This is a genomic window from Pantoea sp. M_10, from assembly GCF_008631515.1.
GTDB classification, from domain to species: domain Bacteria; phylum Pseudomonadota; class Gammaproteobacteria; order Enterobacterales; family Enterobacteriaceae; genus Pantoea; species Pantoea anthophila.
This window is the reverse complement of sequence record NZ_VWUL01000001.1, coordinates 974,918-997,649: the sequence shown is the minus strand read 5'-3', so window position 1 is coordinate 997,649 and position 22,732 is coordinate 974,918. Positions and strand designations below refer to the sequence as shown.

General features: G+C 56.8%; 22 protein-coding genes. 13 read left to right on the top strand and 9 right to left on the bottom strand.

What is annotated here, in order from left to right; all coding sequences use genetic code 11:
- Positions 1–2 precede the first annotated feature (2 nt).
- Genes F3I47_RS04760 through hutH form a run of 4 tightly spaced genes read left to right on the top strand, consistent with a single transcriptional unit; the run spans position 3 to position 3,772 of the window.
- On the top strand, positions 3–722 hold the full coding sequence (locus F3I47_RS04760) for an ABC transporter permease (protein WP_046101490.1): 720 nt from the start codon (positions 3–5) through the stop codon (positions 720–722).
- Positions 723–730: 8 nt separating this feature from the next.
- Positions 731–1,462 (top strand): ABC transporter permease, encoded by a 732-nt coding sequence (locus tag F3I47_RS04755; protein ID WP_150029459.1) that lies wholly within the window; start codon positions 731–733, stop codon positions 1,460–1,462.
- Position 1,463: 1 nt separating this feature from the next.
- Positions 1,464–2,258, top strand: a complete 795-nt coding sequence (locus F3I47_RS04750; RefSeq protein ID WP_009091239.1) for an ABC transporter ATP-binding protein — start codon at positions 1,464–1,466, stop codon at positions 2,256–2,258.
- The gene (hutH, locus tag F3I47_RS04745; protein WP_190311336.1) at positions 2,255–3,772 is read left to right on the top strand and encodes a histidine ammonia-lyase; all 1,518 of its coding nucleotides are present in this window, start codon (positions 2,255–2,257) and stop codon (positions 3,770–3,772) included. Before F3I47_RS04750 ends, hutH begins: the two co-directional genes overlap by 4 nt.
- Before the next feature lie 5 nt (positions 3,773–3,777).
- Here hutH and F3I47_RS04740 read toward each other — a convergent pair whose 3' ends face one another.
- Positions 3,778–4,410 (bottom strand): flavin reductase family protein, encoded by a 633-nt coding sequence (locus tag F3I47_RS04740; RefSeq protein WP_009091235.1) that lies wholly within the window; start codon positions 4,408–4,410, stop codon positions 3,778–3,780.
- A 141-nt stretch (positions 4,411–4,551) separates the two neighbouring features.
- Here F3I47_RS04740 and rlmF point away from each other — a divergent pair, with 141 nt between their 5' ends.
- A complete protein-coding gene (gene rlmF, locus F3I47_RS04735; protein WP_150029460.1) occupies positions 4,552–5,484 on the top strand; it encodes a 23S rRNA (adenine(1618)-N(6))-methyltransferase RlmF in 933 nt (310 codons plus the stop codon).
- 240 nt (positions 5,485–5,724) lie between these two features.
- Here the strand turns inward: rlmF and glnQ are convergent, their stop codons facing one another.
- The 5 genes from glnQ to rhtA all read right to left on the bottom strand — a co-directional run bounded on the left by glnQ (position 5,725) and on the right by rhtA (position 9,999).
- The gene (gene glnQ / locus F3I47_RS04730) at positions 5,725–6,447 is read right to left on the bottom strand and encodes a glutamine ABC transporter ATP-binding protein GlnQ (protein WP_009091231.1); all 723 of its coding nucleotides are present in this window, start codon (positions 6,445–6,447) and stop codon (positions 5,725–5,727) included.
- The gene (gene glnP, locus F3I47_RS04725) at positions 6,444–7,103 is read right to left on the bottom strand and encodes a glutamine ABC transporter permease GlnP (protein ID WP_009091229.1); all 660 of its coding nucleotides are present in this window, start codon (positions 7,101–7,103) and stop codon (positions 6,444–6,446) included. The genes glnQ and glnP overlap by 4 nt, the downstream gene beginning before the upstream one ends.
- Positions 7,104–7,180: 77 nt before the next feature.
- On the bottom strand, positions 7,181–7,927 hold the full coding sequence (gene glnH / locus F3I47_RS04720; protein ID WP_009091226.1) for a glutamine ABC transporter substrate-binding protein GlnH: 747 nt from the start codon (positions 7,925–7,927) through the stop codon (positions 7,181–7,183).
- Between the two features lie 328 nt (positions 7,928–8,255).
- Positions 8,256–8,759 (bottom strand): DNA starvation/stationary phase protection protein Dps, encoded by a 504-nt coding sequence (dps, locus tag F3I47_RS04715; protein WP_009091225.1) that lies wholly within the window; start codon positions 8,757–8,759, stop codon positions 8,256–8,258.
- 325 nt (positions 8,760–9,084) lie between these two features.
- The gene (gene rhtA / locus F3I47_RS04710) at positions 9,085–9,999 is read right to left on the bottom strand and encodes a threonine/homoserine exporter RhtA (protein ID WP_046101495.1); all 915 of its coding nucleotides are present in this window, start codon (positions 9,997–9,999) and stop codon (positions 9,085–9,087) included.
- Between the two features lie 368 nt (positions 10,000–10,367).
- Between rhtA and ompX the strand changes: the two genes are divergently transcribed.
- Complete coding sequence (gene ompX / locus F3I47_RS04705) at positions 10,368–10,880, top strand: outer membrane protein OmpX (RefSeq protein ID WP_009091221.1); 513 nt, start codon at positions 10,368–10,370, stop codon at positions 10,878–10,880.
- Positions 10,881–11,115: 235 nt separating this feature from the next.
- Here the strand turns inward: ompX and F3I47_RS04700 are convergent, their stop codons facing one another.
- Positions 11,116–11,307 carry a hypothetical protein gene (locus F3I47_RS04700; protein ID WP_033736362.1) on the bottom strand — a complete coding sequence of 64 codons (192 nt, stop codon included), beginning with the start codon at positions 11,305–11,307 and terminating at the stop codon, positions 11,116–11,118.
- A gap of 250 nt (positions 11,308–11,557) precedes the next feature.
- Between F3I47_RS04700 and mntR the strand changes: the two genes are divergently transcribed.
- The 7 genes from mntR to F3I47_RS04665 all read left to right on the top strand — a co-directional run bounded on the left by mntR (position 11,558) and on the right by F3I47_RS04665 (position 20,546).
- Entirely contained in the window at positions 11,558–12,016 is a 459-nt protein-coding gene (gene mntR, locus F3I47_RS04695) for a manganese-binding transcriptional regulator MntR (RefSeq protein WP_003850512.1), read from the top strand.
- Positions 12,017–12,036: 20 nt separating this feature from the next.
- On the top strand, positions 12,037–13,146 hold the full coding sequence (locus tag F3I47_RS04690; protein WP_033736361.1) for an SLC13 family permease: 1,110 nt from the start codon (positions 12,037–12,039) through the stop codon (positions 13,144–13,146).
- Between the two features lie 148 nt (positions 13,147–13,294).
- Entirely contained in the window at positions 13,295–14,440 is a 1,146-nt protein-coding gene (locus F3I47_RS04685; RefSeq protein WP_009091215.1) for an HlyD family secretion protein, read from the top strand.
- Positions 14,437–16,005, top strand: a complete 1,569-nt coding sequence (locus F3I47_RS04680) for a DHA2 family efflux MFS transporter permease subunit (RefSeq protein ID WP_150029461.1) — start codon at positions 14,437–14,439, stop codon at positions 16,003–16,005. Before F3I47_RS04685 ends, F3I47_RS04680 begins: the two co-directional genes overlap by 4 nt.
- Position 16,006: 1 nt before the next feature.
- Complete coding sequence (locus F3I47_RS04675) at positions 16,007–17,536, top strand: efflux transporter outer membrane subunit (protein WP_150029462.1); 1,530 nt, start codon at positions 16,007–16,009, stop codon at positions 17,534–17,536.
- Positions 17,537–18,374: 838 nt separating this feature from the next.
- Positions 18,375–18,776 carry an H-NS family nucleoid-associated regulatory protein gene (locus F3I47_RS04670; protein WP_009091208.1) on the top strand — a complete coding sequence of 134 codons (402 nt, stop codon included), beginning with the start codon at positions 18,375–18,377 and terminating at the stop codon, positions 18,774–18,776.
- Positions 18,777–18,953: 177 nt separating this feature from the next.
- On the top strand, positions 18,954–20,546 hold the full coding sequence (locus tag F3I47_RS04665) for an ABC-F family ATPase (RefSeq protein ID WP_009091206.1): 1,593 nt from the start codon (positions 18,954–18,956) through the stop codon (positions 20,544–20,546).
- An 89-nt stretch (positions 20,547–20,635) separates the two neighbouring features.
- On the opposite strand, the gene moeB is transcribed toward F3I47_RS04665, so the two are convergent.
- Positions 20,636–21,394, bottom strand: coding sequence for a molybdopterin-synthase adenylyltransferase MoeB (gene moeB, locus F3I47_RS04660; RefSeq protein WP_150029463.1), 759 nt, complete (start codon positions 21,392–21,394; stop codon positions 20,636–20,638).
- A complete protein-coding gene (gene moeA / locus F3I47_RS04655) occupies positions 21,395–22,630 on the bottom strand; it encodes a molybdopterin molybdotransferase MoeA (RefSeq protein ID WP_150029464.1) in 1,236 nt (411 codons plus the stop codon).
- Positions 22,631–22,732 lie beyond the last annotated feature (102 nt).

Genomic DNA, 22,732 nt, shown 5'->3' with positions numbered 1-22,732 from the left:
TGATGATAAGCCTGCTGAGTTTTGGCCCGGACGGCTGGGGACGGCTGATTCTGAGTGCCGCGCTGACCACGCTGCTGCTGTCGTTTGCCGCGCTGGTGGTGGGGGCGGTGGTCGGATCGGGCGTTGCCGCCGCGAAGTTATCTCCCCACCGGCCGGTTCGCTGGCTGGGGGAAGGATACTCGGTGATCTTTCGCGGCATTCCTGAGCTGCTGGTGATCTACCTGTTCTACTTCGGGGGATCGGGGCTGATCACGCAGATCGGTCAGCTGTTTGGTGCCGACGGATTTATCGAAGCGCCGCCATTTCTGATCGGGGCGCTGGCCATCGGGCTTATCTCCGGCTCTTATCAGGCGGAAGTCTATCGCGCCGCACGGCTGGCGCTGGCAAAAGGGGAGATCGAAGCGGCGGTCGCGATTGGCATGCCCCGCTGGCGCATCCGGCAACGCATCCTGCTGCCGCAGGTGGCGCGCTATGCGCTGCCGGGTTTATCAAACGTCTGGCAGATGAGCCTTAAAGATTCGGCGCTGGTGTCGGTCACCGGCATCGTCGAGCTGATGCGGGCGAGCCAGATTGCCGCCGGTTCGACCCGTGACTATTTCGCCTTTTATCTGGTGGGCGGAGGCTGCTATCTGCTGCTGACGCTGCTGTCCAACCGTGCCTTCCTGCGCGCTGAATCCCGTCTGGGGCGCGCCTGGCAAAGCCGCACCGCTGCACAGCACTAGGGGGATTGATGATCGATTTTGTGTTTCTCACAGACACCTTCCTGAAACTCAGCGCCGCGCTGCCGGTGACGCTCGGTCTGTTTATCAGCGCCTTTCTGTGTGGTGGCGTGCTGGCGACAGGGATTCTGGCGCTGCGCATGAGCCGCTGGCGGCTGCTCAGCGGCTTTGCCCGCGGCTACATTCTGGTGTTTCGCGGTTCGCCGCTGATGATCCAGCTGTTCCTGATCTACTACGGTCTGGGGCAGTTTGGCGTGATCCGCCACAGCCTCCTCTGGCCATTTCTGCGTGAGCCGTTCACCTGTGCGGTGCTCGCGCTCTCGCTCTGCACCGCCGCCTACACCGCAGAGATCCTGCGCGGGGCGCTGCTGGCGGTGCCGCCAGGGCAGGTTGAGGCGGGGCTGGCGTGTGGGATGTCACGCGGGCTGCTGCTGCGGCGCATTATCGCGCCGGTCATGCTGCGTTACGCGCTGCCTGCCTACTCTACCGAAGCGATTCTGCTGGTGAAATCGACCGCGCTCGCCAGTCTGGTGACGGTGTGGGATGTCACCGGGGTGGCGCAGCAGATCATCCAGCGCACCTACCGCACCATGGAGGTCTTTCTCTGTGCGGCGGCGATCTACCTGATCCTTAATTTCATCATTGTGCAACTCTATGCCCTGCTGGAGCGGCGTCTGACGCCGGTGCACAAACCGGAAAAAAAGCCGTTACCGTCCGCTAAGCCGATCCCCGGAGGAGAGTAATATGTCTGATTTGTCACCCGTCACGCTGTCGGCCAGCGATATCCACAAATCTTTTGGTGCCATGGAGGTGCTGAAGGGCATCTCACTGCAGGCGCACAAAGGCGATGTCATCTCGATTCTCGGAGCCAGCGGCTCGGGCAAAAGTACGCTGCTGCGCTGCATTAATCTGCTGGAGACGCCCGATTCGGGCGTGGTCAGCGTCGGTGGTGAGACCATTGAGATGAAGCGCCATGCCCGCGGGCATCAGCTGGCCGCTAATCCGCGTCAGATTGAACGGCTGCGTTCCCGGCTTGGCATGGTGTTCCAGAGTTTTAACCTCTGGTCGCATCTGACGGTGCTGCAGAATGTGATTGAAGGGCCGCACTATGTACTGAAGCGCGACAAAAAAGCCTGCATCGCCCAGGCGGAACAGCTGCTGGACCGGGTCGGCTTACTCAACCGCAAAGATTTCTATCCCGCTCAGCTTTCCGGCGGTCAGCAGCAGCGCGTGGCGATTGCCCGCGCGCTGGCGATGGACCCGGAGGTGATGCTGTTTGACGAGCCGACCTCGGCACTCGACCCCGAACTGGTCGGTGAGGTGCTGAAGGTGATGCGCAGCCTGGCGGAGGAGGGGCGCACCATGCTGGTGGTGACGCATGAGATGGGCTTTGCCCGCCACGTCTCTAACCGGGTGGTGTTTATGCATCAGGGCACGATTGATTGTCAGGGCACGCCGGAAGCGATGTTTGGCGACGGCGGCTCGGCGCGCTTCAGGCAGTTCATCTCCCGTCATCATCAGGTGGAGCCGGTGTTATGAGCAGCACGCTGAATCCTCCCCAGGTGTGGGGCGATGCCCCGCTGACCTGGCCGTCGCTGGTGCAGGTCGCCCGGCACGATGCCCCTCTGACCCTCAGCGACAGCGCCTGGCAGCGGATTGCGCAGAGCCGCGAGATCGTCGGCACCATCGTGGCGACGGGTCAGATCGCTTATGGCATCAATACCGGGCTGGGTGCGCTGTGCAACATCACCCTCTCTGAGGATGAACTGAGCCAGCTGTCGCGCAATACCCTGCTGAGCCACGCCTGTGGTGTCGGCCCGAAACTGGCCAGAGCCGAGGTGCGCGCCATCCTGTGTGCCGCGATCGCCAACTACAGCCACGGTAAATCAGGCGTCTCGGTGGCGCTGGTGCAGCAGCTGCTGGCGCTGCTCAACCGGGGAATTACCCCGCAGGTGCCGTCACAGGGGTCGGTCGGTTATCTGACCCACATGGCGCATATCGGGCTGACGCTGATCGGCATCGGTGAGGTGGAGTGGCAGGGCAGCGTCGTCCCGGCAGAGCAGGCGCTGGCGGAGGCAGGGCTGACGCCCTACCGGCCTGGCGCGAAAGAGGGGCTGAGCCTGGTAAACGGCACGCCGTGCATGACCGGCTTAGCCTGCCTGGCACTGGATGATGCGGCGCGTCTGCTGGACTGGGCGGATGTCACGGGCGCGATGAGCTTTGAAGCGCTGCGTGGCCAGCTGGTGGCGTTTGATCCTGAGGTGCTGGCGCTGAAAGCCAGTCCGGGGATTCAGCGCAGCGGCGAACGTCTGCGCCAGTTGTTAAGTGACAGCCCGCTGCTGAAAGCGAGCGTCGGTATCCGGACACAGGATGCGCTGAGCCTGCGCTCGATGCCGCAGGTTCACGGTGCCTGCCGCGATCAGTTTACCCATGCGGTCCGTCAGGTGGAGACCGAACTCAACGCCTCTACCGACAATCCGCTGATTCTGGGCACCCCCGACGCCTGGCGCGTCGTGTCGCAGTCAAACCCGCACGGCGAGTCGGTGGCGATGGCCTGCGACCTGCTGGCGATTGCGCTGGCCGAGCTGGGCAGCATCGCGGAGCGACGGCTTGATCGGCTGGTGAATCCGCTGGTCAGCGGTCTGCCGCCGTTTCTGGTGGCCGAGCCGGGCGTCAACTCCGGCATGATGATTGCGCAATATGTGGCGGCGTCGCTCTGCGCGGAGAACCGCCAGCTCGCTCAGCCGGCGGTGCTCGACAACTTTGTCACGTCGGGATTACAGGAGGATCATCTGAGCCTCGGCACCGGTGCGGCACTGAAGCTGCTGAAGCTGGTCAGCAATGTCGGGCACATCCTCGCGATTGAGTATCTGCTGGCGGCGCAGGCGCTGGAGTTTCACGGTGAATCCCAGCTGGCCGCAGGAACGCGGCGTGCCTGGCAGCAGTTACGGCAGGTGGTGGCGTGCTGGCAGCAGGATCGCTGGCTGGCGCCTGATATCGCCCGCGCGGCAGAACAGATCAGAGCGCACCGGTGCGATGCGCTTGAGGGATAGGCGGGTTACGACCGGCGGGCGTCCGGACGGACCAGGTCGAAGCGCTGGGCTTCACTGATGCCGTAATAGGCACTGGGTCCCCCGGCGCGCAGAATCGGCTCCGCTTTGGCCGTCTGATAAATGCCCTCTTCCAGCAGCGTTTCACTGATGTGGATCGCCACCGCTTCGCCCATGACCAGCCAGCTGTCGAGCGGGTTGCCATCGGCATCCTGCAGCTGTATCAGCTGTGTTAAGCGACACTCAAAGTTGACCGGGCTCTCTGCCACCAGACTGGCGCTGACCTGGGAACCAGCCTGCGGCGTTAAACCGGCGAAGGTGAACTCATCCTGATCGGCAGGCAGCGACGCTGAGCTTTCATTCATCGCTTCCGCCAGCGGGCGGGTCGCCAGGTTCCAGACAAACTCTCTGGTCTCAGCAATATTGCGGACGCTGTCTTTCCAGCCGCTGCTGGCAAAACCGATAATCGGCGGATGATAGCTGAAGCAGTTAAAGAAGCTGTAGGGTGCCAGATTGCGCTGGCCGCTGGCGCTGACTGAGCTAATCCAGCCGATCGGGCGCGGGCCGATAATGGCATTCAGCGGATCGTGCGGCAGACCGTGACCGGCACGGGGTTGATAAGAATAGCGTTTCTGGCTCATAACCTCTCCAACGGGGAATAATGATTAATCTTAGCGCGACAGCATGGCCTGTCGAATCGGAAAGCGGTAAGCGGATGGTGCGGGTTTATTTTCACTCGCCTACAGCGTATTGTACGCGCGCCTGAATAACTGAGAGAACGTATGAAAAAGTCAGCCAGCACCTCGCCTTTCCACGCCCGCAATCGCCATCAGGGCGAGTACGATTTTGCCGCGTTAACCGCCGCGCATCCGCCGCTGGCGGCCAAAGTCCGGCCCAACGGGTATGGTGTGCAGTCGGTGGATTTTGCGGACCCCGAGGCGGTGATGCTGCTGAATCAGGCGCTGATCAAACTGTTTTATGATATCGACTGGCAGCTGGCCCCCGGCTCACTCTGTCCGCCGGTGCCGGGACGAGCCGACTATCTGCACTACCTTGCGGATTTGCTGGCGCTGGATAACAACGGCGTAATCCCCGCAGCGGATGTCCTGGATGTGGGCTGCGGCGCAAACTGCATCTATCCCCTGATTGGCGCTGCGGAATATGGCTGGCGCTTTACCGGCACTGAAATCAACGAGGTTGCACTCAAAGCGGCCAACCGCATCCTGGCCGCGAATCCGCGCCTGACGCGCCAGATCCGTCTGCGTCGCCAGAAAAACAGCGACGCGGTGCTGGCGGGCGTGATCAGCAAAAACGAATTTTTCAGTGCTGTCATGTGTAACCCGCCTTTCCACGCATCGGCGGAGGAGGCCGCGGCGGGGTCGCAACGCAAATCACGCAATCTCGGACTCGACAAAGCGGCGCCGCTCAACTTTGGCGGTCAGCATAATGAGCTGTGGTATCCCGGCGGTGAAAAAGCCTTTATCGGCAGGATGATCGCCGAGAGCGTGGCCTTTGGTCGTCAGATCGGCTGGTTTACCTCACTGGTATCGCGCAAAGAGAATCTGCCCGCGCTGGAAAAACAGCTGCAGGCGCTCGACGTGGCTGAAGTGCGGGTGGTCAATATGGCGCAGGGTCAGAAGCAGAGCCGCTTCCTGGCGTGGAGTTTTATGCCTGCTGCCCAGCGCAGCAAGCTGCTGAGTCGCCTGGGAAGGTAAGGTGTTTCAGGGCTGCTAATCAGGGTGAATCTCACCGCAATAAATCAGCTTAACGCGCCGGGAACACCGGCAGAGGAGGAAAGCGTCCCGCGCCAGGGAAGGCGCGGGCCGAGCGTGTCATGGATGACGGCTTTTGCGTCTTTCCGATCTGACGGTGTTCCCGGTGCAGGCTCGGTATTACTGCGGCGCGGGGCAAATTGAGTCATGAAACAAAACGGGCCGCTAAGCGGCCCGTTTTTATCAGGAGACGTGCTGCAGAAATTCGCGCAGACGCTCACTCGGGGGATTGCTGATCAGGCTGTCGGGATCGCCATCTTCCGCAATCCGGCCTTTGTCGATAAAGATCAGACGCGAGGCCACCTTCTGAGCGAAGCCGACTTCGTGGGTCACAATCACCATCGTCATGCCTTCTTCCGCCAGGTCCTGCATCACCTTCAGCACTTCGTGACGCAGCTCCGGGTCAAGCGCGGAGGTCGGCTCATCAAACAGCATCATCTTCGGCTTCACCGCCAGCGCACGGGCAATCGCGACACGCTGCTGCTGACCGCCGGAAAGCTCAGACGGGAAGTGATGCGCACGCTCGGCGAGGCCCACTTTGCCCAGCAGCTCGCGCGCCAGCTGGCGTGCCGACTCTTTGCTGGCACCGCGCACCCGGATCGGACCGAACGCCACGTTGTCCAGCGCGCTCATCTGCGGGAACAGATGAAACTGCTGAAACACCATGCCCGCTTCCTGACGAATCAGGCGGTCATCGACTTTCGGATCGTTGACGCGCAGACCATCCACAATCAGCTCGCCGCTGGTGATCTCTTCCAGCTTGTTAATGCAGCGCAGCAGGGTTGATTTACCGGAACCGGAAGGACCGATAATGACCACCACTTCGCCCTGGTTAATTTTCAGGTCAATGTTGTGCAGCACCTGGGTCTGACCAAAATGCTTGGAGACATCTTTAAATTCAATCACAGGATTTTCACCCTTTTCTCAATTCGGCGCAGCACAAAGCTCAGCACCAGCGTAATCACCAGATAGATGATCGCGACGGCGCTCCAGATTTCCAGAGCGCGGAAGTTACCGGCAATAATCTCCTGACCCTGACGCGTCAGTTCAGCCACACCGATAACAATAAACAGCGACGTATCTTTAATGCTGACAATCCACTGGTTACCCAGCGGCGGCAGCATACGGCGCAGCGCCAGCGGCATAATCACGTAGCGCAGCGTTTCACGGCCCGACAGTCCCAGCGCCAGACCCGCTTCGCGGAAGCCTTTGTTGATAGACAGCACGGCACCACGGGTGATCTCGGCAATGTAAGCGCCGGAGTTAATCATGATGGTTACGACCGCCGCACTGAAGGGATCGATTCGCAGGTCGGGAAACGCCATTGGCAGGGCAAAGTAGATAAACATCACCTGCACCACGATAGGCGTGCCGCGGATGATTTCGATAAACACCAGCGCGATGTTATTGGTGATCCAGCCGCCGTAAGCACGGGCAAAACCGGCCACCAGACCGATAAGCAGACCGCCACACAGGCCGATGATTGAGATAATTAAGGTCAGTTTAGCGCCTTCGAGCAGCGCTGGCATGGCGGGCCAGATGACGCTCCAGTCAAACTCCATGGTGTCACTCCAGATATGTTGCGATGGAAAAAAGCAGGGAAAAGTTTCCCTGCTCAAATTAATTCACGGACAAATTATTATTTTGGTTCAGTGCCGAACCATTTTTTATAAAGCTGATTGTAGGTGCCGTTCTCTTTCAGGGTTTTCAGCGCGCCGTTGACTTTCTCGCGTAAATCGTCACTGCCTTTCGGGAAGGCAATACCATACTGCTGCGCTTCGATTGAATCGCCCACCGCTTTAAAGCGGCCTTTACCGGCGGTGTGAATGAAGTAAAGGATGTTTGGCGTGTCATGCAGCACGGCGTCAGCACGGTTGGTGCCCAGCTCCATGTAGGCGCTGTCGATGTTCGGGAACTGACGCAGATCTTTCGATTTGATGTTGGCTTTCGCATACTCTACAGAGCCGGTGCCGCTTTTGACGGCGACCACTTTGCCATTCAGATCGCTGATGCCTTTGATATTGTTTTCATTGTTACGCACCATCACCTGCAGACCGCTTTTGTAGTAGCCGTCAGAAAACTCGATCGCCTTTTTACGTTCTTCAGTAATGGTGATACCCGCCAGTGCCAGATCGACATTACGTGTCTGCAGGGCAGGGATGATGCCGCTGAAATCCATTGGCTTCAGGGTGTAATCGAGCTTCAGTTCTTTGGCAATCGCATCCCACAGATCCACATCAAAGCCGACATATTTGTCACCCTGTTTGAATTCAAACGGAACAAAGGCGGTATCGGTCGCGACGACCAGCTTCTTTTCTGCTGCGGTGGAGGAGAGGGAGAAGGCCAGCGCCAGCGCGGCCACAGAAACTTTTAACAGTGACTTCATCATTTTTTCCTTTTTACACTCAGGCGGCAGGACCTGCGTTTTCGGCTTGTCATATGAAAAAATTATGCCAACTTTGCAAGATACGCGAAATCAGTGAGTTAAATATCACAGCTGAAGCGATTTTGCAGGTTATTCTGCATTTGCACCGTTTTGGTGCTCTATTGTGGTGCAGGTGGCGATTTTGGTGCAAGCGGTAGTGTGCCTCAGTTGTTGAAGCTTTGAAGCGAAGAAGAGAAGAACTGTTAACAGGGTCATAAAACGGGGTTATACAGACGTAAAAAAGGCGGGTTTCCCCGCCTGATTGACTGCACAGTCACTGCATTAAGTCTTATTCAATGTTGGCTTCGATGAACCACAGGAACTTGTCCAGGTCGCGAGAGGCCGCAGTGAAGATGTCAGCAGTATCTTCATCTTTCACTTCGGTAATCGCTTTACGGGTATCGTTAGCAACGATGGCGTAACGATCGGCCAGTGCCTTCAGATGGTCCTGCACGCTATGGATGTTCAGCGGATAGCTTTTCAGCGGGGTTTTGTCGTTCACGACCTGTGCGGTGCCCAGTGCCACACCGCCCAGCTGCACAACACGTTCAGCAATCGTATCCTGATGATCGGTAATCGCGGTGCGGAAACCATCCAGCATCTCATGTACACCGATAAAGTTAGCACCGCGCATGTTCCAGTGCGCCTGCTTAGTGATCAATGACAGGTCAATAAACTCGACGACCAGACGATTCAGCACCTCGATGGTGGCTTTCTTTTCGTCTTCGGCCACGTCATTGCGGGTGTAAATCAGATCAGAAGATTTAGTTTTAACCAATTTAGCGGTACTCATCGTTTCAGTCCTCTCTTTGATGGTTGTCCTAATCAAGTACCGGATAAGTATAGCAGCGCTTTTTAACTTTGCAGAAACGACTTTATCAATGGATGAAATAGTGTCTCTCTTTGTCTGGTGCCGCGCGGGGTCAGGAAGGTTACTACTATGTTAAAATATAAAATAAGAAAAATTTTATTATGAATCAGTAAGTTAAATTATTTTGTAAATAACAGGTAAGTGACTGTTTCAAAATAGAAAGTGCAGAGGAATGAATCGGTTAAGAATAATTCTCATGTTGAGCATGATTGTTATTTAGCCCGCCATAGCAGCGGGCAGGCCGCGCTTATTTCTGAGTGTCGCCGGATAATTCCACGTTGTTCAGCTGGCTCTTTTTCGGCCGCATCGTCAGCGTCGATCCTGCCGACGCGATGATGATAGCCAGCAGCGCCAGCCACTGGAGTGCACTCAGTGTTTCCCCCAGAAAGAGCATCCCTGAAAAGGCAGCCATCGCCGGCTCGAGACTCATCAGCGTGCCGAAGATGCGCGCCGGTAAGCGGGTCAGTGCGACCATCTCCAGCGAGTAGGGGATGGCGCTGGAGAGCAGGGCGACCAGCAGCGCGATGGGCATGACCGCCCAGTTCCAGATGCCACTCTCGGCAAAGGTCAGTCCCAGTGGCACAAAAATAACCGAGGCGATCAGCGAACCGATTGCCACGGTAGCAGGGCCATGCTCCGCGCCTGCCCGTTGTCCGGCCAGGATATAGATCGCCCAGCAGGCTCCGGCAGCGACAGCCAGCGCGGCCCCCACGGGGTCAATGGCGGTCATACCTGTGCCAAACGGCAGCAGGAACCACAGGCCAATCACGGCCAGCACCACCCAGACAAAATCGAGCGGCCGGCGCGAACCAAACAGCGCCAGCGCCAGCGGGCCGGTGAACTCCAGACCCACCGCCACACCCAGCGGCACCGTCCGGATAGCCAGATAGAACGTGAAATTCATTGTGCCCAGCGCCAGGCCATACATCAGAAGGGGAAGACGCTGCTCGCGGCTGAAGCGTAAACGCCACGGTTTGAAAATTATGCAGAGAATCAGTGTGCCAAATCCCAGGCGCAGGGCGGTGATCCCGGTCGCCCCAACGGCAGGAAACAGTGACTTCGCCAGGGATGCACCGCCCTGAAGCGACAGCATCGCAATCAGCAGTACGGCGACCGGCAATAAAATCGGGGTAAGGTTTTTAGCAGCGGGAGAGGCAGACATCCTGTTCACTTTTCCTGGTCATCAACAAAATCAGTCGACCAGTGTAAAGGAAAGAGCGGCTAAAAAATCACGAATTTGCGTTTTAAATGCGAACGGGTTGCGCAGTTTTTGCCCGAATTCAGTGCCATTTTGGTAAAGAAATGTCAGGATTTTTTAGGATTTAACTTAAAGAGGGGATTCAGCACAAAATGATTGTTGCAGCAAGATGACGGATTTTATAAGAAAAATGAATGACATAGGATGTCGCATTAACGTCCTGTTACACCAAACTTTCTGTTAGACAACAAAATCCGGGCAGAGTTTCTCGCTATTTTTTGTTATATTTTCAGCGTTGTCAGGAGAGAAGTATTTTCACATTTGAGGTGGTTATGAAAAAAATTGCATGTCTTTCAGCATTAGCCTGTGTACTGGCAGTATCTGCAGGTTCAGCAATGGCACAGAGCACCGTAACTGGTGGTTACGCGCAGAGCGACTATCAGGGCGTGGCTAACAAAGCTAACGGCTTCAACCTGAAATACCGCTATGAAGACGGTTCTAACCCACTGGGTTGGATCGGTTCATTCACCTACACCGAAAAAGACCGCACTGAAGCTGGCGTTTACAACAAAGGCCAGTACTACGGTGTGACCGGTGGTCCTGCTTACCGTCTGAACGACTGGGCGAGCATCTACGGTGTTGTAGGTATCGGCTACGGTAAATTCCAGCAGAACGATACTTCTTCACGCGCTAAAACTGATTCAAGCGACGTAGGTTTCTCTTACGGTGCTGGTCTGCAGTTTAACCCAATTCAGGACGTCGCGCTGGACGTTGGCTACGAGCAGAGCCGCATCCGCAATGTGGACGTGGGTACCTGGATCGCTGGCGTAGGTTACAGCTTCTAAGTTTAGCTTAGCTGACCCGCCAAAAAACGGCCCCTCATGGGGCCGTTTTTTATTGTGCCGATGTTCTCCCTGCCATGCAGGCTCCCGCCTTTCTCTTCCCCAGCTGACAATCTCTGTGCCCTCATAGCCGGCAGCGTGATGCCCGCTGAGCGCGCGAAGTGTCAGGCGAAATAAGAGAAAAGAAAATAAGCAGAAGGGGAGAGCGCCTCCCGGGCTGAGAGGCGCTGAAAAGGGGTCAGCCGCGCCAGATAAGCTTCTGACAGCGACGATCGGCAGGTTTGTGGCCCAGCAGTTTCTCAATCAACATCAGACGCAGCGTGAAGGGGGAACGCGTCAGCAGGCACAGCCAGGATTTCATCTCCGTGGTTGTTCTCTTCTCAGCCTGGAAGCATTTGCTGCAATCTAAGCAACATTTCAGGGTGCTCATAGAATCACCTCCCAATCATTGTCGACGCGGTCGTCAGCAGCCTGGGGTGAGATACGCCATCACCGGATCCACCCAGGATCGCAAAGGATCCTCTGTGTGCTGCTTACATTATCAACAAATATAGCACTGGCTATATCCTTTAGCCAAGGCTAACGAGGAAAAATTTGAGCTTCTTTGCGGCTGGTTTACAATAAGCGCAGCTAAATCCGTACAGCAGTGCCCGTACGGGAAATAATAATGAGGAAGCTGAATGAGTCGTCGTGCTAAAAGCGTGGTTTCTGCGCCAAAAGGACCACTGAAAGATATTGAAGAGCATGTCGAAGGTTTTCGGCAGGTGCGTGAAGCGCATCGTCGGGAGTTAATTGATGACTACGTTGAGCTAATCTCTGATTTAATTGGTGAATTTGGCGAAGCACGTCAGGTCGATATGGCAGCCCGCCTGGGTGTGTCACAACCGACCGTGGCAAAAATGCTGAAACGACTGGGCAGTGCCGGACTGGTCGAGCAGGTCCCTTATCGCGGGGTCTTTCTGACCAGCGAAGGGGAGAAGCTGGCCGAAGAGAGTCGTGCCCGTCATCATATTGTTGAAAGTTTTCTGCTGGCGTTGGGCATCAGTCCTGAAACTGCCCGACGTGATTCAGAAGGGATTGAGCATCACGTCAGTGATGAAACTCTGGCTGTGTTTAAGAAGTTCTCCGAAACCCGTTAACGCTAAGGCGTACCCTCATCATGCCTCAACTGCTTCGATCTTTTTTGCACGACTCTATTTTGCATTTATTAATCGTGTTGGGTGTGGTTCTGGCTTTTCTGGCGGATTTCCGCTGGGGCGATCTGCCAGGTGCCGTAGACTGGCACACCATCATCACGCTGACCGGTTTGCTGATCCTGACCAAAGGGCTGGAAACCAGCGGCTATTTTGATGTGCTGGGGGGACGGCTGATTGCGCGTTTCCGGCATGAACGTGCGCTGGCGCTGTTTATGGTGCTGGCCGCTGCGCTGCTCTCGACCTTTTTGACCAATGATGTGGCGCTGTTTATTCTGGTGCCGCTGACCCTGACGCTGCGCAAATTCTCTCATCTGCCCATCTCGCGGCTAATCATCTTTGAAGCGCTGGCGGTGAATGCCGGTTCGCTGCTGACGCCGGTCGGCAACCCGCAGAATATTCTGTTATGGAGTCACGGCAAGCTCAGTGTTGTCGCGTTTATTGTGCAGATGCTGCCGCTGGCGGCATGGCTGCTGCTGAGCCTGATGGTCCTGACCTGGTTCAGCTTTCCAAAGCGGTCGATTGATAAGCATGACAATCCTGAACAGCCTGAGTGGCAGAAACCGCTGTTTATTGTCAGCGTGGTGCTCTACCTGCTGTTTATCGCCGGCCTGGAGCTGGAAATCACCGGCTGGGTGCTGTTGCTGATTCTCGCCACTTTCCTGGTCATGGCGCGCCCGGTGCTGCTGCGCATTGACTGGAGCCTGCTGGCGGTGTTTATCGCCATGTTCATTGATGTCTTCCTGCTGACCCGTCTGCCGGTGATGCAGGCGCACTTTGATGCGGTTTCCCACTTCGGTCATGGACAGCTCTATCTGCTGGCTATCGGGCTGTCACAGGTCATCAGTAATGTGCCGGCAACGATTCTGCTGCTGCAAAAGGTACCACCCACGGATGTGCTCGCCTGGGCGGTGAACATCGGTGGATTCGGCCTGCTACCGGGTTCCCTGGCCAACCTGATTGCGCTGCGTATGGCAAAAGATCGGGCCGTCTGGTGGCGTTTCCACCTGTTTTCACTCCCTCTGCTCGCCTGGTCGATGGCCAGCGGCTGGCTGCTGCTGCGGCTGCTCAATTAGTCCCACCCCGCCTGCCACCCTCATCAGGTGGCAGGACGTGCGCCATTTCTCAAGTTTCGTAAAGTTGCGCTGGATTTTGTCAGGTTCCGATATAAGGTTAACTAGACCTTTATGCCCGGAATCAGGGCCTTAGCCAGTGATGGGAACTATGAGCGAGAACAACCAACACGATCAACACCAGCAGGATGCCGATAACGCGACGGATAAAAACCGTCAGTCAGATGAAAACAAGGACAACGACCAGCAGCCAGAACGCAAACGCCCCGGTAAAAAGCCGCTGATTATTCTGGCGGTCGTGGTAGTGATCATGCTGATCGTTGGATTCTGGTTCTGGTTTACGACCCGCAATATTGAAACCACCGACGACGCCTTTACCGAAGGCGATGCGGTGACCATTGCGCCGAAAGCGTCCGGTTATGTGGTGAAGCTGCTGGTAAACGATAACCAGCGGGTGAAGAAGGGCGATCTGCTGGTGGAAATCGACCCCAGCGACAACCGTGCCCAGCGTGAACAGGCGCAGGCGCAGCTCGGCTTAGCTGTCGCGCAGCTTCATCAGGCGCAGGCGCAGCTGGCCCTGTCCCGGGTTCAGTATCCGGCTCAGCGCGATCAGGCGCTGGCGGACCAGGCGAAAGCGGAAGCCAACCTGCTGAACGCCCAGGCCGATTATCGTCGCCAGCGCGGCGTCGATCCGCGTGCCACCAGTCAGCGCAATATCGACAGCGCCTCGGCGCAGTTACGCTCGGCGCAGGCGCAGTTACAGAGCGCTAAAGCGCAGGTTGAAGTCGCGTCACAGGTTGCCCTGCAGATTCGTCAGCAGGAAACCAATGTTGAAGCGCGTCAGCAGCAGGTTGAGCAGGCAAAAGCGCAGCTCAGCACGGCTGACCTTAACCTCTCCTATACCCAGGTTCGTGCGCCCTATGATGGCTTCATCACCAAGCGCAATGTTCAGCTGGGTACTCTGGTGCAGGCTGGTTCTTCGCTGTTCTCGCTGGTCTCACCGGACATCTGGATCACCGCCAACTTTAAAGAGTCTCAGCTTGAGCGCATGAATCCGGGCGATAAAGTTGAAATCAGCGTCGATGCCTGGCCGGATATGAAGCTGGAAGGGCATGTCGACAGCATTCAGATGGGCTCCGGTTCACGCTTTTCGACCTTCCCGTCAGAAAACGCCACCGGCAACTACGTGAAAATCGTGCAGCGCGTGCCGGTTAAAATCGTGATTGATAAAGGGCTCGATCCCAACCATCCATTGCCACTGGGTCTCTCTGTTGAACCCAAGGTGACGGTGGAATGAGTACGGCGCAGAGCTGGAAACCTGCCAGCAATCCGTGGTTAGTGGCGATCACGGTGACGCTGGCGGTGTTTATGGAGATCCTCGACACCACCATCGTCAACGTGGCGCTGCCGCATATCGCCGGTTCGCTCTCCTCCAGTTACGATGAGTCAACCTGGGTGCTGACCTCCTATCTGGTGGCGAACGGCATCGTGCTGCCTATCTCTGCATTCTTCAGCCGACTGTTTGGCCGTAAACAGTTTTTCCTGATCTGCATCGTGATGTTTACCATCTGTTCGTTCCTGTGCGGTATTGCCACCGAACTGTGGCAGATCATTCTGTTCCGCGTCCTGCAGGGCTTTTTCGGCGGCGGCTTACAGCCGGTTCAGCAGTCTGTGCTGCTCGACTACTTTAAAGCGGAAGATCGCGGCAAAGCCTTTGGTCTCTCCTCTATCGCCATCATCGTTGCGCCGGTGATTGGCCCGACGCTGGGCGGCTGGATTACGGATAACTACAGCTGGCGCTGGGTGTTCTTTATCAACATCCCGGTTGGGGTGCTGACCGTGCTGGCAATCTATCAGCTGCTGGAAGATCCACCGTGGGAGCGCAAATGGGCCAAAGGCAAACTTAAGATCGATTACATCGGTATCAGCCTGATTACCCTGGGGCTGGGTTGCCTGCAGGTGATGCTGGATCGCGGGGAAGATGAGGACTGGTTCGCCTCTCACTTTATCGTGCTGTTCGCCATTCTGGCGCTGGTCGGCATCGTCGGGGCCGTTTACTGGCTGATGTATGCCCGTAAACCGGTGGTCGATATCCTGGTGATGAAGGATCGCAACTTCTGGGTAGCGGGTTTGCTGATGGCGGGTATGGCGATGATCCTCTATGGCAGCTCTGTCGTGCTGCCTCAGCTGGCGCAGCAGGACCTGGGTTACACCGCCACCTGGTCAGGTCTGGTGCTGTCGCCCGGTGCGGTGCTGATCGTGCTGACGATCCCGCTGGTGCTGAAGCTGATGCCGATTGTTCAGACGCGTTACATCATCGCCTTTGGCTTCAGCTGTCTGGCGGTAGCGTTTTTCTACTCCGCCACCCTGGCACCGAATGTCGATTTTACCACGCTGGTGATGATGCGCAGCGCGCAGTCGATCGGGCTGGGCTTCCTGTTTGTTCCGCTGACCACCATCGCGTTTGTCACCATTCCGCAGCGACTTAATGCGGACGCCTCGGCGCTGTTTACCATGTTCCGCAACGTGGCCGGATCGATCGGGATTTCACTCTCGACCGCGGCCATTACCGAGCGCGAGCAGGTTCGCTCGGCGCACATGGTGCACAACATGACGCCGCTGAACGAGCAATTCAACATCACGCTGCAGCACTGGGCGCAGGCGATACGCGACTTTACTTCGGCGGTTGGCGATCCCGTTACGCTGGCAACCGGTCAGCTTTATCAGGAGATGATCGCGCAGGCGCGCATTCTCGCTTATATCGATGTCTTCTCAGGCCTGAGTATTGTCGCCCTGATTTTGATTCCATTTTGCTGGCTGCTGTCGCCGATTAAGAGCGAAGGCAGTGCAGGAGCACACTAACATGAAGGTTTTTTACTCTCATCGCCTGAAACCCGTGAGTTTACTGCTGGCTCTCGCCCTGGCGGGTTGCGCCGTCGGGCCTGACTATCAGGCGCCGAAACCGGCCGTGCCGGGCAGTTTTAACGCCATGGCGTCGCAGGAGGCGTCCGTACCCCAAACCGCCGCGATTAATTCCCGCTGGTGGCGAAGCTTTAACGATCCGCAGCTCGACAGCCTGATTGAGCGGGCAATAGCGGGCAACCTGAGCCTGCAGCAGACGGTACTGCGTATTGCCGGGGCACGCGAACAGCTGACACAGGCCCAGGGTAGCCTGTTACCCAGCCTGAGCGGTTCGGCCAAAGTGACGCGTCAGCAGCTCGGTCTGGAAGGCTTGCTGAAGGCGAATGGGGCCACCGATCAGCTCGACAGTAACGTGGCCAGTCAGCTCAACGGCCTGACCCAGCCGGTCAATCTCTACCAGGGCAGCTTCGATGCGAGCTGGGAGCTGGATCTGTGGGGCAAAGTGCGCCGTCAGGTTGAGGCCGCCACTGCCCAGCAGCAGGCGGCGATTGAGCAGCGCAATGATGCGCTGGTCTCACTGGAAGCGGAAGTGGCGCGCGCCTGGCTGCAGCTGCGCGGCGCGCAGAGCACCATCCAGACGCTGGAGCAGCAGATCAGCGTGGCGCAGCAGACGACCGAGCTGACGCAGAGCCAGCAGCGTAATGGTCTGGCGCCGCTGACCGACGTGGAGAATGCCCGGGCCCAGCTGAGCACGCTGCAGGCGCAACTGCCGCAGTATCAGTCGCAGGCGCGGCAGGCGATGAACGGCCTGGCGGTGCTGCTCGGCAAGACGCCAGGCGCGCTGGATGCGGAACTCAGTACGCCGAAACCGTTGCCGCCGCTGCCTCAGTTTGTGCAGGTGGGTATCCCTTCAACGCTGGCGCGCCGTCGTCCTGATATTCGTCAGGCTGAAGCGACACTGCATGCGCAGACCGCGGAAATTGGCGTCTCTGTCGCGCAGCTTTTCCCGAGCCTGTCGCTGACCGGCCAGCTGGGCGTGCGTAACACGGACGTCAGCTACCTGGATAACTGGAGCAGCCATTTCTACAGCTTTGGCCCCTCTTTATCGATTCCGATTTTCCAGGGCGGACAGCTGGTGTCGAGCGTGAAGCTGGCGCGGGCACAGCAGGCGAGTGCCGCACTGGATTATCGCCAGACGGTGCTGACGGCGCTGCAGGATGTGGAGAATGCGCTGGTCAGCTATCGCGCCGATCAGCAGCGCGTCACCGCGCTGGATGAGACAACCGGTGCTCTTCAGCGTGCCTTTGATCTCGCCAGCGACAGCTACCGTCAGGGGCTCTCCACCTTCCTGGAGGTGCTGGATGCACAGCGCCAGCTTGCGCAGGCACAGGAGCAGGCAACCCAGGCACGGATGCAGAGCGCACTCGATCTGGTGGCGCTCTATAAAGCACTGGGCGGCGGCTGGGAAACATATCAGACTGTTGAGATGCCGCACTACTCCGTCTTCGGTCCGGCCACCCAGGCCAATTAGTTCTCAGGCGGTCGCGGCGCTGCTGCCGTGACCGCCTGCTTATCCCTCTCCACTGCGCGGTCAGCCCGCCATCTTCCGTTTACCGATAATCTAACTCATTGAATCAGCGGCAATCGTTGCCGGAATTCGTCAGGATAAAATGGCCGAAAATAAAACAGGCCTGACAGCAGGGCTATTATCTGCGCAGCGGTCAGGGCGTTATTATTTATGTGGCTGGCATCAGTTCAATTTAAGATTTTGAGCTGCATCACCTTTCTGCGTTTATTTCAGGATGCTTTTTTAATGCCATTCAGAACGCGCATGACTATTCGCCAGCGTCTGCAGAACGCGACCGCTGTTGTTCAACGCTCTTCTCTGCGAATAATCTGACGCTGCTGAAAAACGCAGCGGTAAAACATGCCGGGAACGTCTCGACTGTCATAATAAAATCGAATAGGGCGATAATTCTTTAACGTTATTGCCCGATGAGAAGGGCAATTTTTAATCATGAACTGTAAACTATTGTGACAGAGGTAGCCTTTCCGGCTTTTTTTTATCGCCAGAGCATGGGCGATAAACCGGAAATAGCGGACCTGAGCCTGCACGCTTTCGCAGATGCGATTATGCCTCTGCAGGCGGTATCGTCCGGCTGAAATCGTTTTCAATACAGGGACACAGGCCCGGTTTGTTGTTAATTCATCGTTAATAAACCTCAGGCGGGTCCGATTTTAAAAGCCATATTTCGGCATAATTAATACTTAAGAATTATCTGGGGCGTAAAAATAATTTATTTTTTTATTTGAATTAGGTAATCTTGCCGCTACAGTTTTATTAACCCCCCTTAATCAAGGACATTGTGATGAGTGACGCATTTAAGGTACTGAACAATATTCGCACATTACGTGCCCAGGCTCGTGAACTGCCACTGACCGATCTTGAAGAGATCCTGGAAAAATTAACTGTTGTTGTGACTGAGCGCCGCGAAGAAGCTGAAGCAGAAGAGACGCAGAATCGCGAAAAAGAAGAAAAGCTCTCTAAATATCGCGAAATGCTGCTGGCTGACGGCATCGATCCTAATGAATTATTAGGTGCCCTGGAAAGCGGAAAAAAACGCACCAAGCGTGCGCCGCGTCCGGCTAAATATACTTACACCGATGAAAACGGTGAGCAGAAATCCTGGACTGGCCAGGGCCGTACCCCGGCAGCGATTAAAAAAGCGCTGGATTCCGGTAAAAGCCTGGACAGCTTCCTGATCGATTGATCGACACAATCCTTGTAAGTGGGAGCCGGGGGCCATGATGGCCTGCCGGCTTTTTTATTTCTGTCGGGATATCAATCACCCGGCCGGCAATCCATCCCTGACGCTGGCGTGCGCTGCGTCACATCTGGCATAATAGCCGCCGTTTTTTCATCCACTCTCTTCACAAAGGTCAATGCCGTGTTAGTTAGCAGCAATATCACCATGCAGTTTGGCAGCAAGCCACTGTTCGAGAATATCTCCGTTAAATTTGGCGGCGGTAATCGTTACGGTTTAATCGGTGCGAACGGCAGCGGAAAATCCACCTTCATGAAGATTTTGGGTGGCGATCTGGTGCCTTCAGCCGGCAATGTCTCTTACGATCCCAACGAGCGTATCGGTAAGCTGCGTCAGGATCAGTTCGCCTTTGAACAATTCAGCGTGCTGGACACCGTGATCATGGGTCACCATGAATTATGGGAAGTTAAGCAGGAGCGCGACCGTATTTATTCTTTGCCAGAAATGAGCGAAGAAGAGGGGTATAAGGTCGGTGACCTTGAGGCACTTTACGGTGAGATGGATGGCTATAGCGCCGAATCCCGTGCCGGTGAGTTATTACTCGGTGTCGGTATTCCGGTTGAACAGCATTATGGCCCGATGAGCGAAATTGCGCCGGGCTTTAAATTGCGCGTGCTGCTGGCGCAGGCGCTGTTTTCCAATCCCGATATTCTGTTACTCGATGAACCGACCAACAACCTGGACATCGATACCATTCGCTGGCTGGAGCAGGTGCTGAATGAACGTGACAGCACCATGATTATCATTTCGCATGACCGTCACTTCCTTAATATGGTCTGCACGCACATGGCGGATTTGGATTATGGCGAGCTGCGAGTCTATTCCGGTAATTATGACGAATATATGACCGCCGCAACCCAGGCGCGTGAACGTCTGTTATCTGACAACGCCAAGAAAAAAGCGCAGATTGCTGACCTGCAGTCGTTCGTCAGCCGTTTCAGCGCCAACGCCTCTAAATCGCGTCAGGCGACATCGCGCGCAAAACAGATGGATAAAATTAAACTGGAAGAAGTCAAAGCGTCCAGTCGTCAGAACCCGTTTATCCGTTTTGAGCAGGATAAGAAACTGTTCCGAAATGCCCTGGAAGTGGAAGGATTAACCAAAGGGTTTGATAACGGTCCGCTGTTTAAGAATTTAAATCTGCTGATGGAAGTGGGCGAAAAGCTGGCGATCATCGGCGCCAACGGTATTGGTAAATCGACGCTGCTGAAGACGCTGGTAGGGCAACTTGAGCCCGATAATGGCAGCGTTAAATGGTCAGAGAATGCGCGCATTGGTTATTACGCGCAGGATCACGCCGAAGATTTTGCTAATGATCTGACCGTATTTGACTGGATGAGTCAGTGGAAACAGCCCGGTGATGATGAGCAGACGATTCGCGGTATTCTGGGTCGCCTGCTGTTTTCACAGGATGATATTAAGAAACCGGCGAAGGTGCTTTCCGGTGGTGAGAAAGGGCGCATGCTGTTCGGCAAGCTGATGATGCAGAAACCGAACATCCTGATTATGGATGAGCCGACTAACCACCTGGATATGGAGTCGATTGAGTCGCTCAATATGGCGCTGGAGATGTATGAAGGCACACTGGTGTTTGTGTCGCACGACCGTGAATTTGTCAGCTCTCTGGCAACCCGCGTGATTGAGCTGAAAGCAGACAAGGTGGTGGACTTCACCGGCAACTATGAAGATTACCTGCGCAGTCAGGGAATCGTCTGATAAAAGGGGGTGGCGCAGGCCACCCCCTTTTTTTGGCCCGGAATGGCCGCGACGTAATCACTCTGAGGCTGAAGCCAGCTTCAGGGAGCCTATGCTCCATCGCCACACACTTCACAGTGCGCATCCTGCGCCACTTTCATGCTGCGGAATTCTGCACTCATGGCATCGTACATTAGCAACCGGCTGGTGGCCGGCGTGCCAAAGGCTGTCAGGACCTTAATCGCTTCCATCGCCTGCATTGCGCCAATCACCCCCACCAGCGGGGCCATGACGCCTGCTTCGACACAACTCAGGGTCTGTTCACCAAACAGGCGGCTGATACAGCGATAGCAGGGCGTGCCGGGCTGCCAGTTGAATACGCTGATCTGGCCCTCCATGCGAATTGCCGCCCCGGAGACCAGCGGGACGCCCTGCTGGCGACAGAGCCGGTTGAGCTGCTCCCGCACCGCAACATTGTCGGTGCAGTCCAGTACCACCTGCTGGCGGGCTATCAGCGCCAGCAGCGCCGTATCATCCAGCTGGCCGTTGACCGGATGCAGCTGACAGTGAGGATTGATGACCGCCAGGCTTTGTGCCGCCGATTCGACTTTGGCACAGCCAATATCGGCGTCATGATGCAGTATCTGCCGTTGCAGGTTAGAGTGCGACACCGTGTCGAAGTCCAGCAGCGTCAGGCTGCCGATCCCGGCTGACGCCAGCCAGGGCGCGGCGGCACAGCCAAGTCCGCCCAGCCCGACGATCAGCGCATGACTGGCTTTAAGTCGCTCCTGACCGTCAAAATCGAAACCGCGCAGGACGATCTGCCGGTTGTAGCGCAGCATCTCCTCATCGCTTAATTCAGGCAGCATTTACGCCTCCAGCAGGGCGTTGAAGGGTTCCACCTCAACCCATTCGCCGGGCTCCACATTGCCGCGCTCCCGCTCCAGCACAATGAAGCAGTTTGCCTGCGCAAAAGAGCTGAAGACGTGGGAACCCTGCATGCCGGTGGTCTGCACCTCCAGCTCACCCTGCGCGTTCTGGCGCAGGATGCCACGCTGGAAGTCGAGCCGGCCCGGTGATTTTTTGAGCGCAGAGGCGCAGCGCACTTTCTGACGCGGCGGCAGAGCCGATTTCTGCAGGCCGGTAAGTTTCGCCAGCAGTGGCTGAACCAGCTGATAAAAGGTGACAGCCGCCGAGACCGGATTACCCGGTAAACCGCAGAACCAGCTGTGGCTGAGGCGGCCAAAAGCAAAGGGTTTGCCGGGTTTGATCGCCAGCTTCCAGAAGCTGATCGCCCCCAGCTCTTCCAGCATCGTTTTGGTAAAGTCCGCTTCCCCGACTGAGACACCGCCAGTGCTGATCACCACATCTGCCTGCCGATCCGCCTCTGCGAAAGCCGCCCGCAGGGCCGCCGGATCGTCTTTGATAATCCCCAGGTCGATGACGTCGCAGCCGAGCTTATTCAGCATCAGCGACACGGCGAAACGGTTAGTATCGTAAATTGCGCCTTCGGTCAGCGGTTCCCCCACCGGCTGCAGTTCATCACCGGTGGAGAAGATCGCCACCCGCACTTTTCGCACTACGCTGACCTGCGCAATCCCCAGCGAAGCCAGCAGCGGCAGTTCCGCCGCGCCCAGCCGCGTGCCCGCTTCCAGCACGACATGACCGGGCTGAATATCGTCGCCGGTCAGGCGGATATTCTGGCCGGGACGCACCGGTGCGGTGATCACAACGGCCCCCTCCCGCGTTTCCGTCTGCTCCTGCATCACCACCGCGTCGCAGCCTGCGGGAACCGGCGCACCGGTCATGATGCGGATCACGCTGCCCTGCGGCCACTCACCACTGAAGGGTGCGCCAGCGAAGGCTTTACCGGCCACCGGCAGCGGCTCACCGCGGCTGATATCTGCCAGCCTGACGGCGTAACCATCCATCGCGGAGTTATCAAAGGGCGGTACGGCGATAGGGGAGGTCACCGCTTTTGCCGTGATGCGGCCTGCCGCCGCGGCCAGTGACACGTTCTCAGCGTCGGCGATGGGCGTCAGCTGCGCGAGCATTTTTTGTTGCGCCTCCTCAAGGGAGATCAAACCTGCAGTAAAACTTTCCATAAGGGTCCAGCCTGGTGAATTCAGATGCTGCCTATTATGGTGGCAATTGGCCGCTGAGTCACATCGGTGTCACCCCGGGCTTGCCCGCGATAAGGGTCAAAA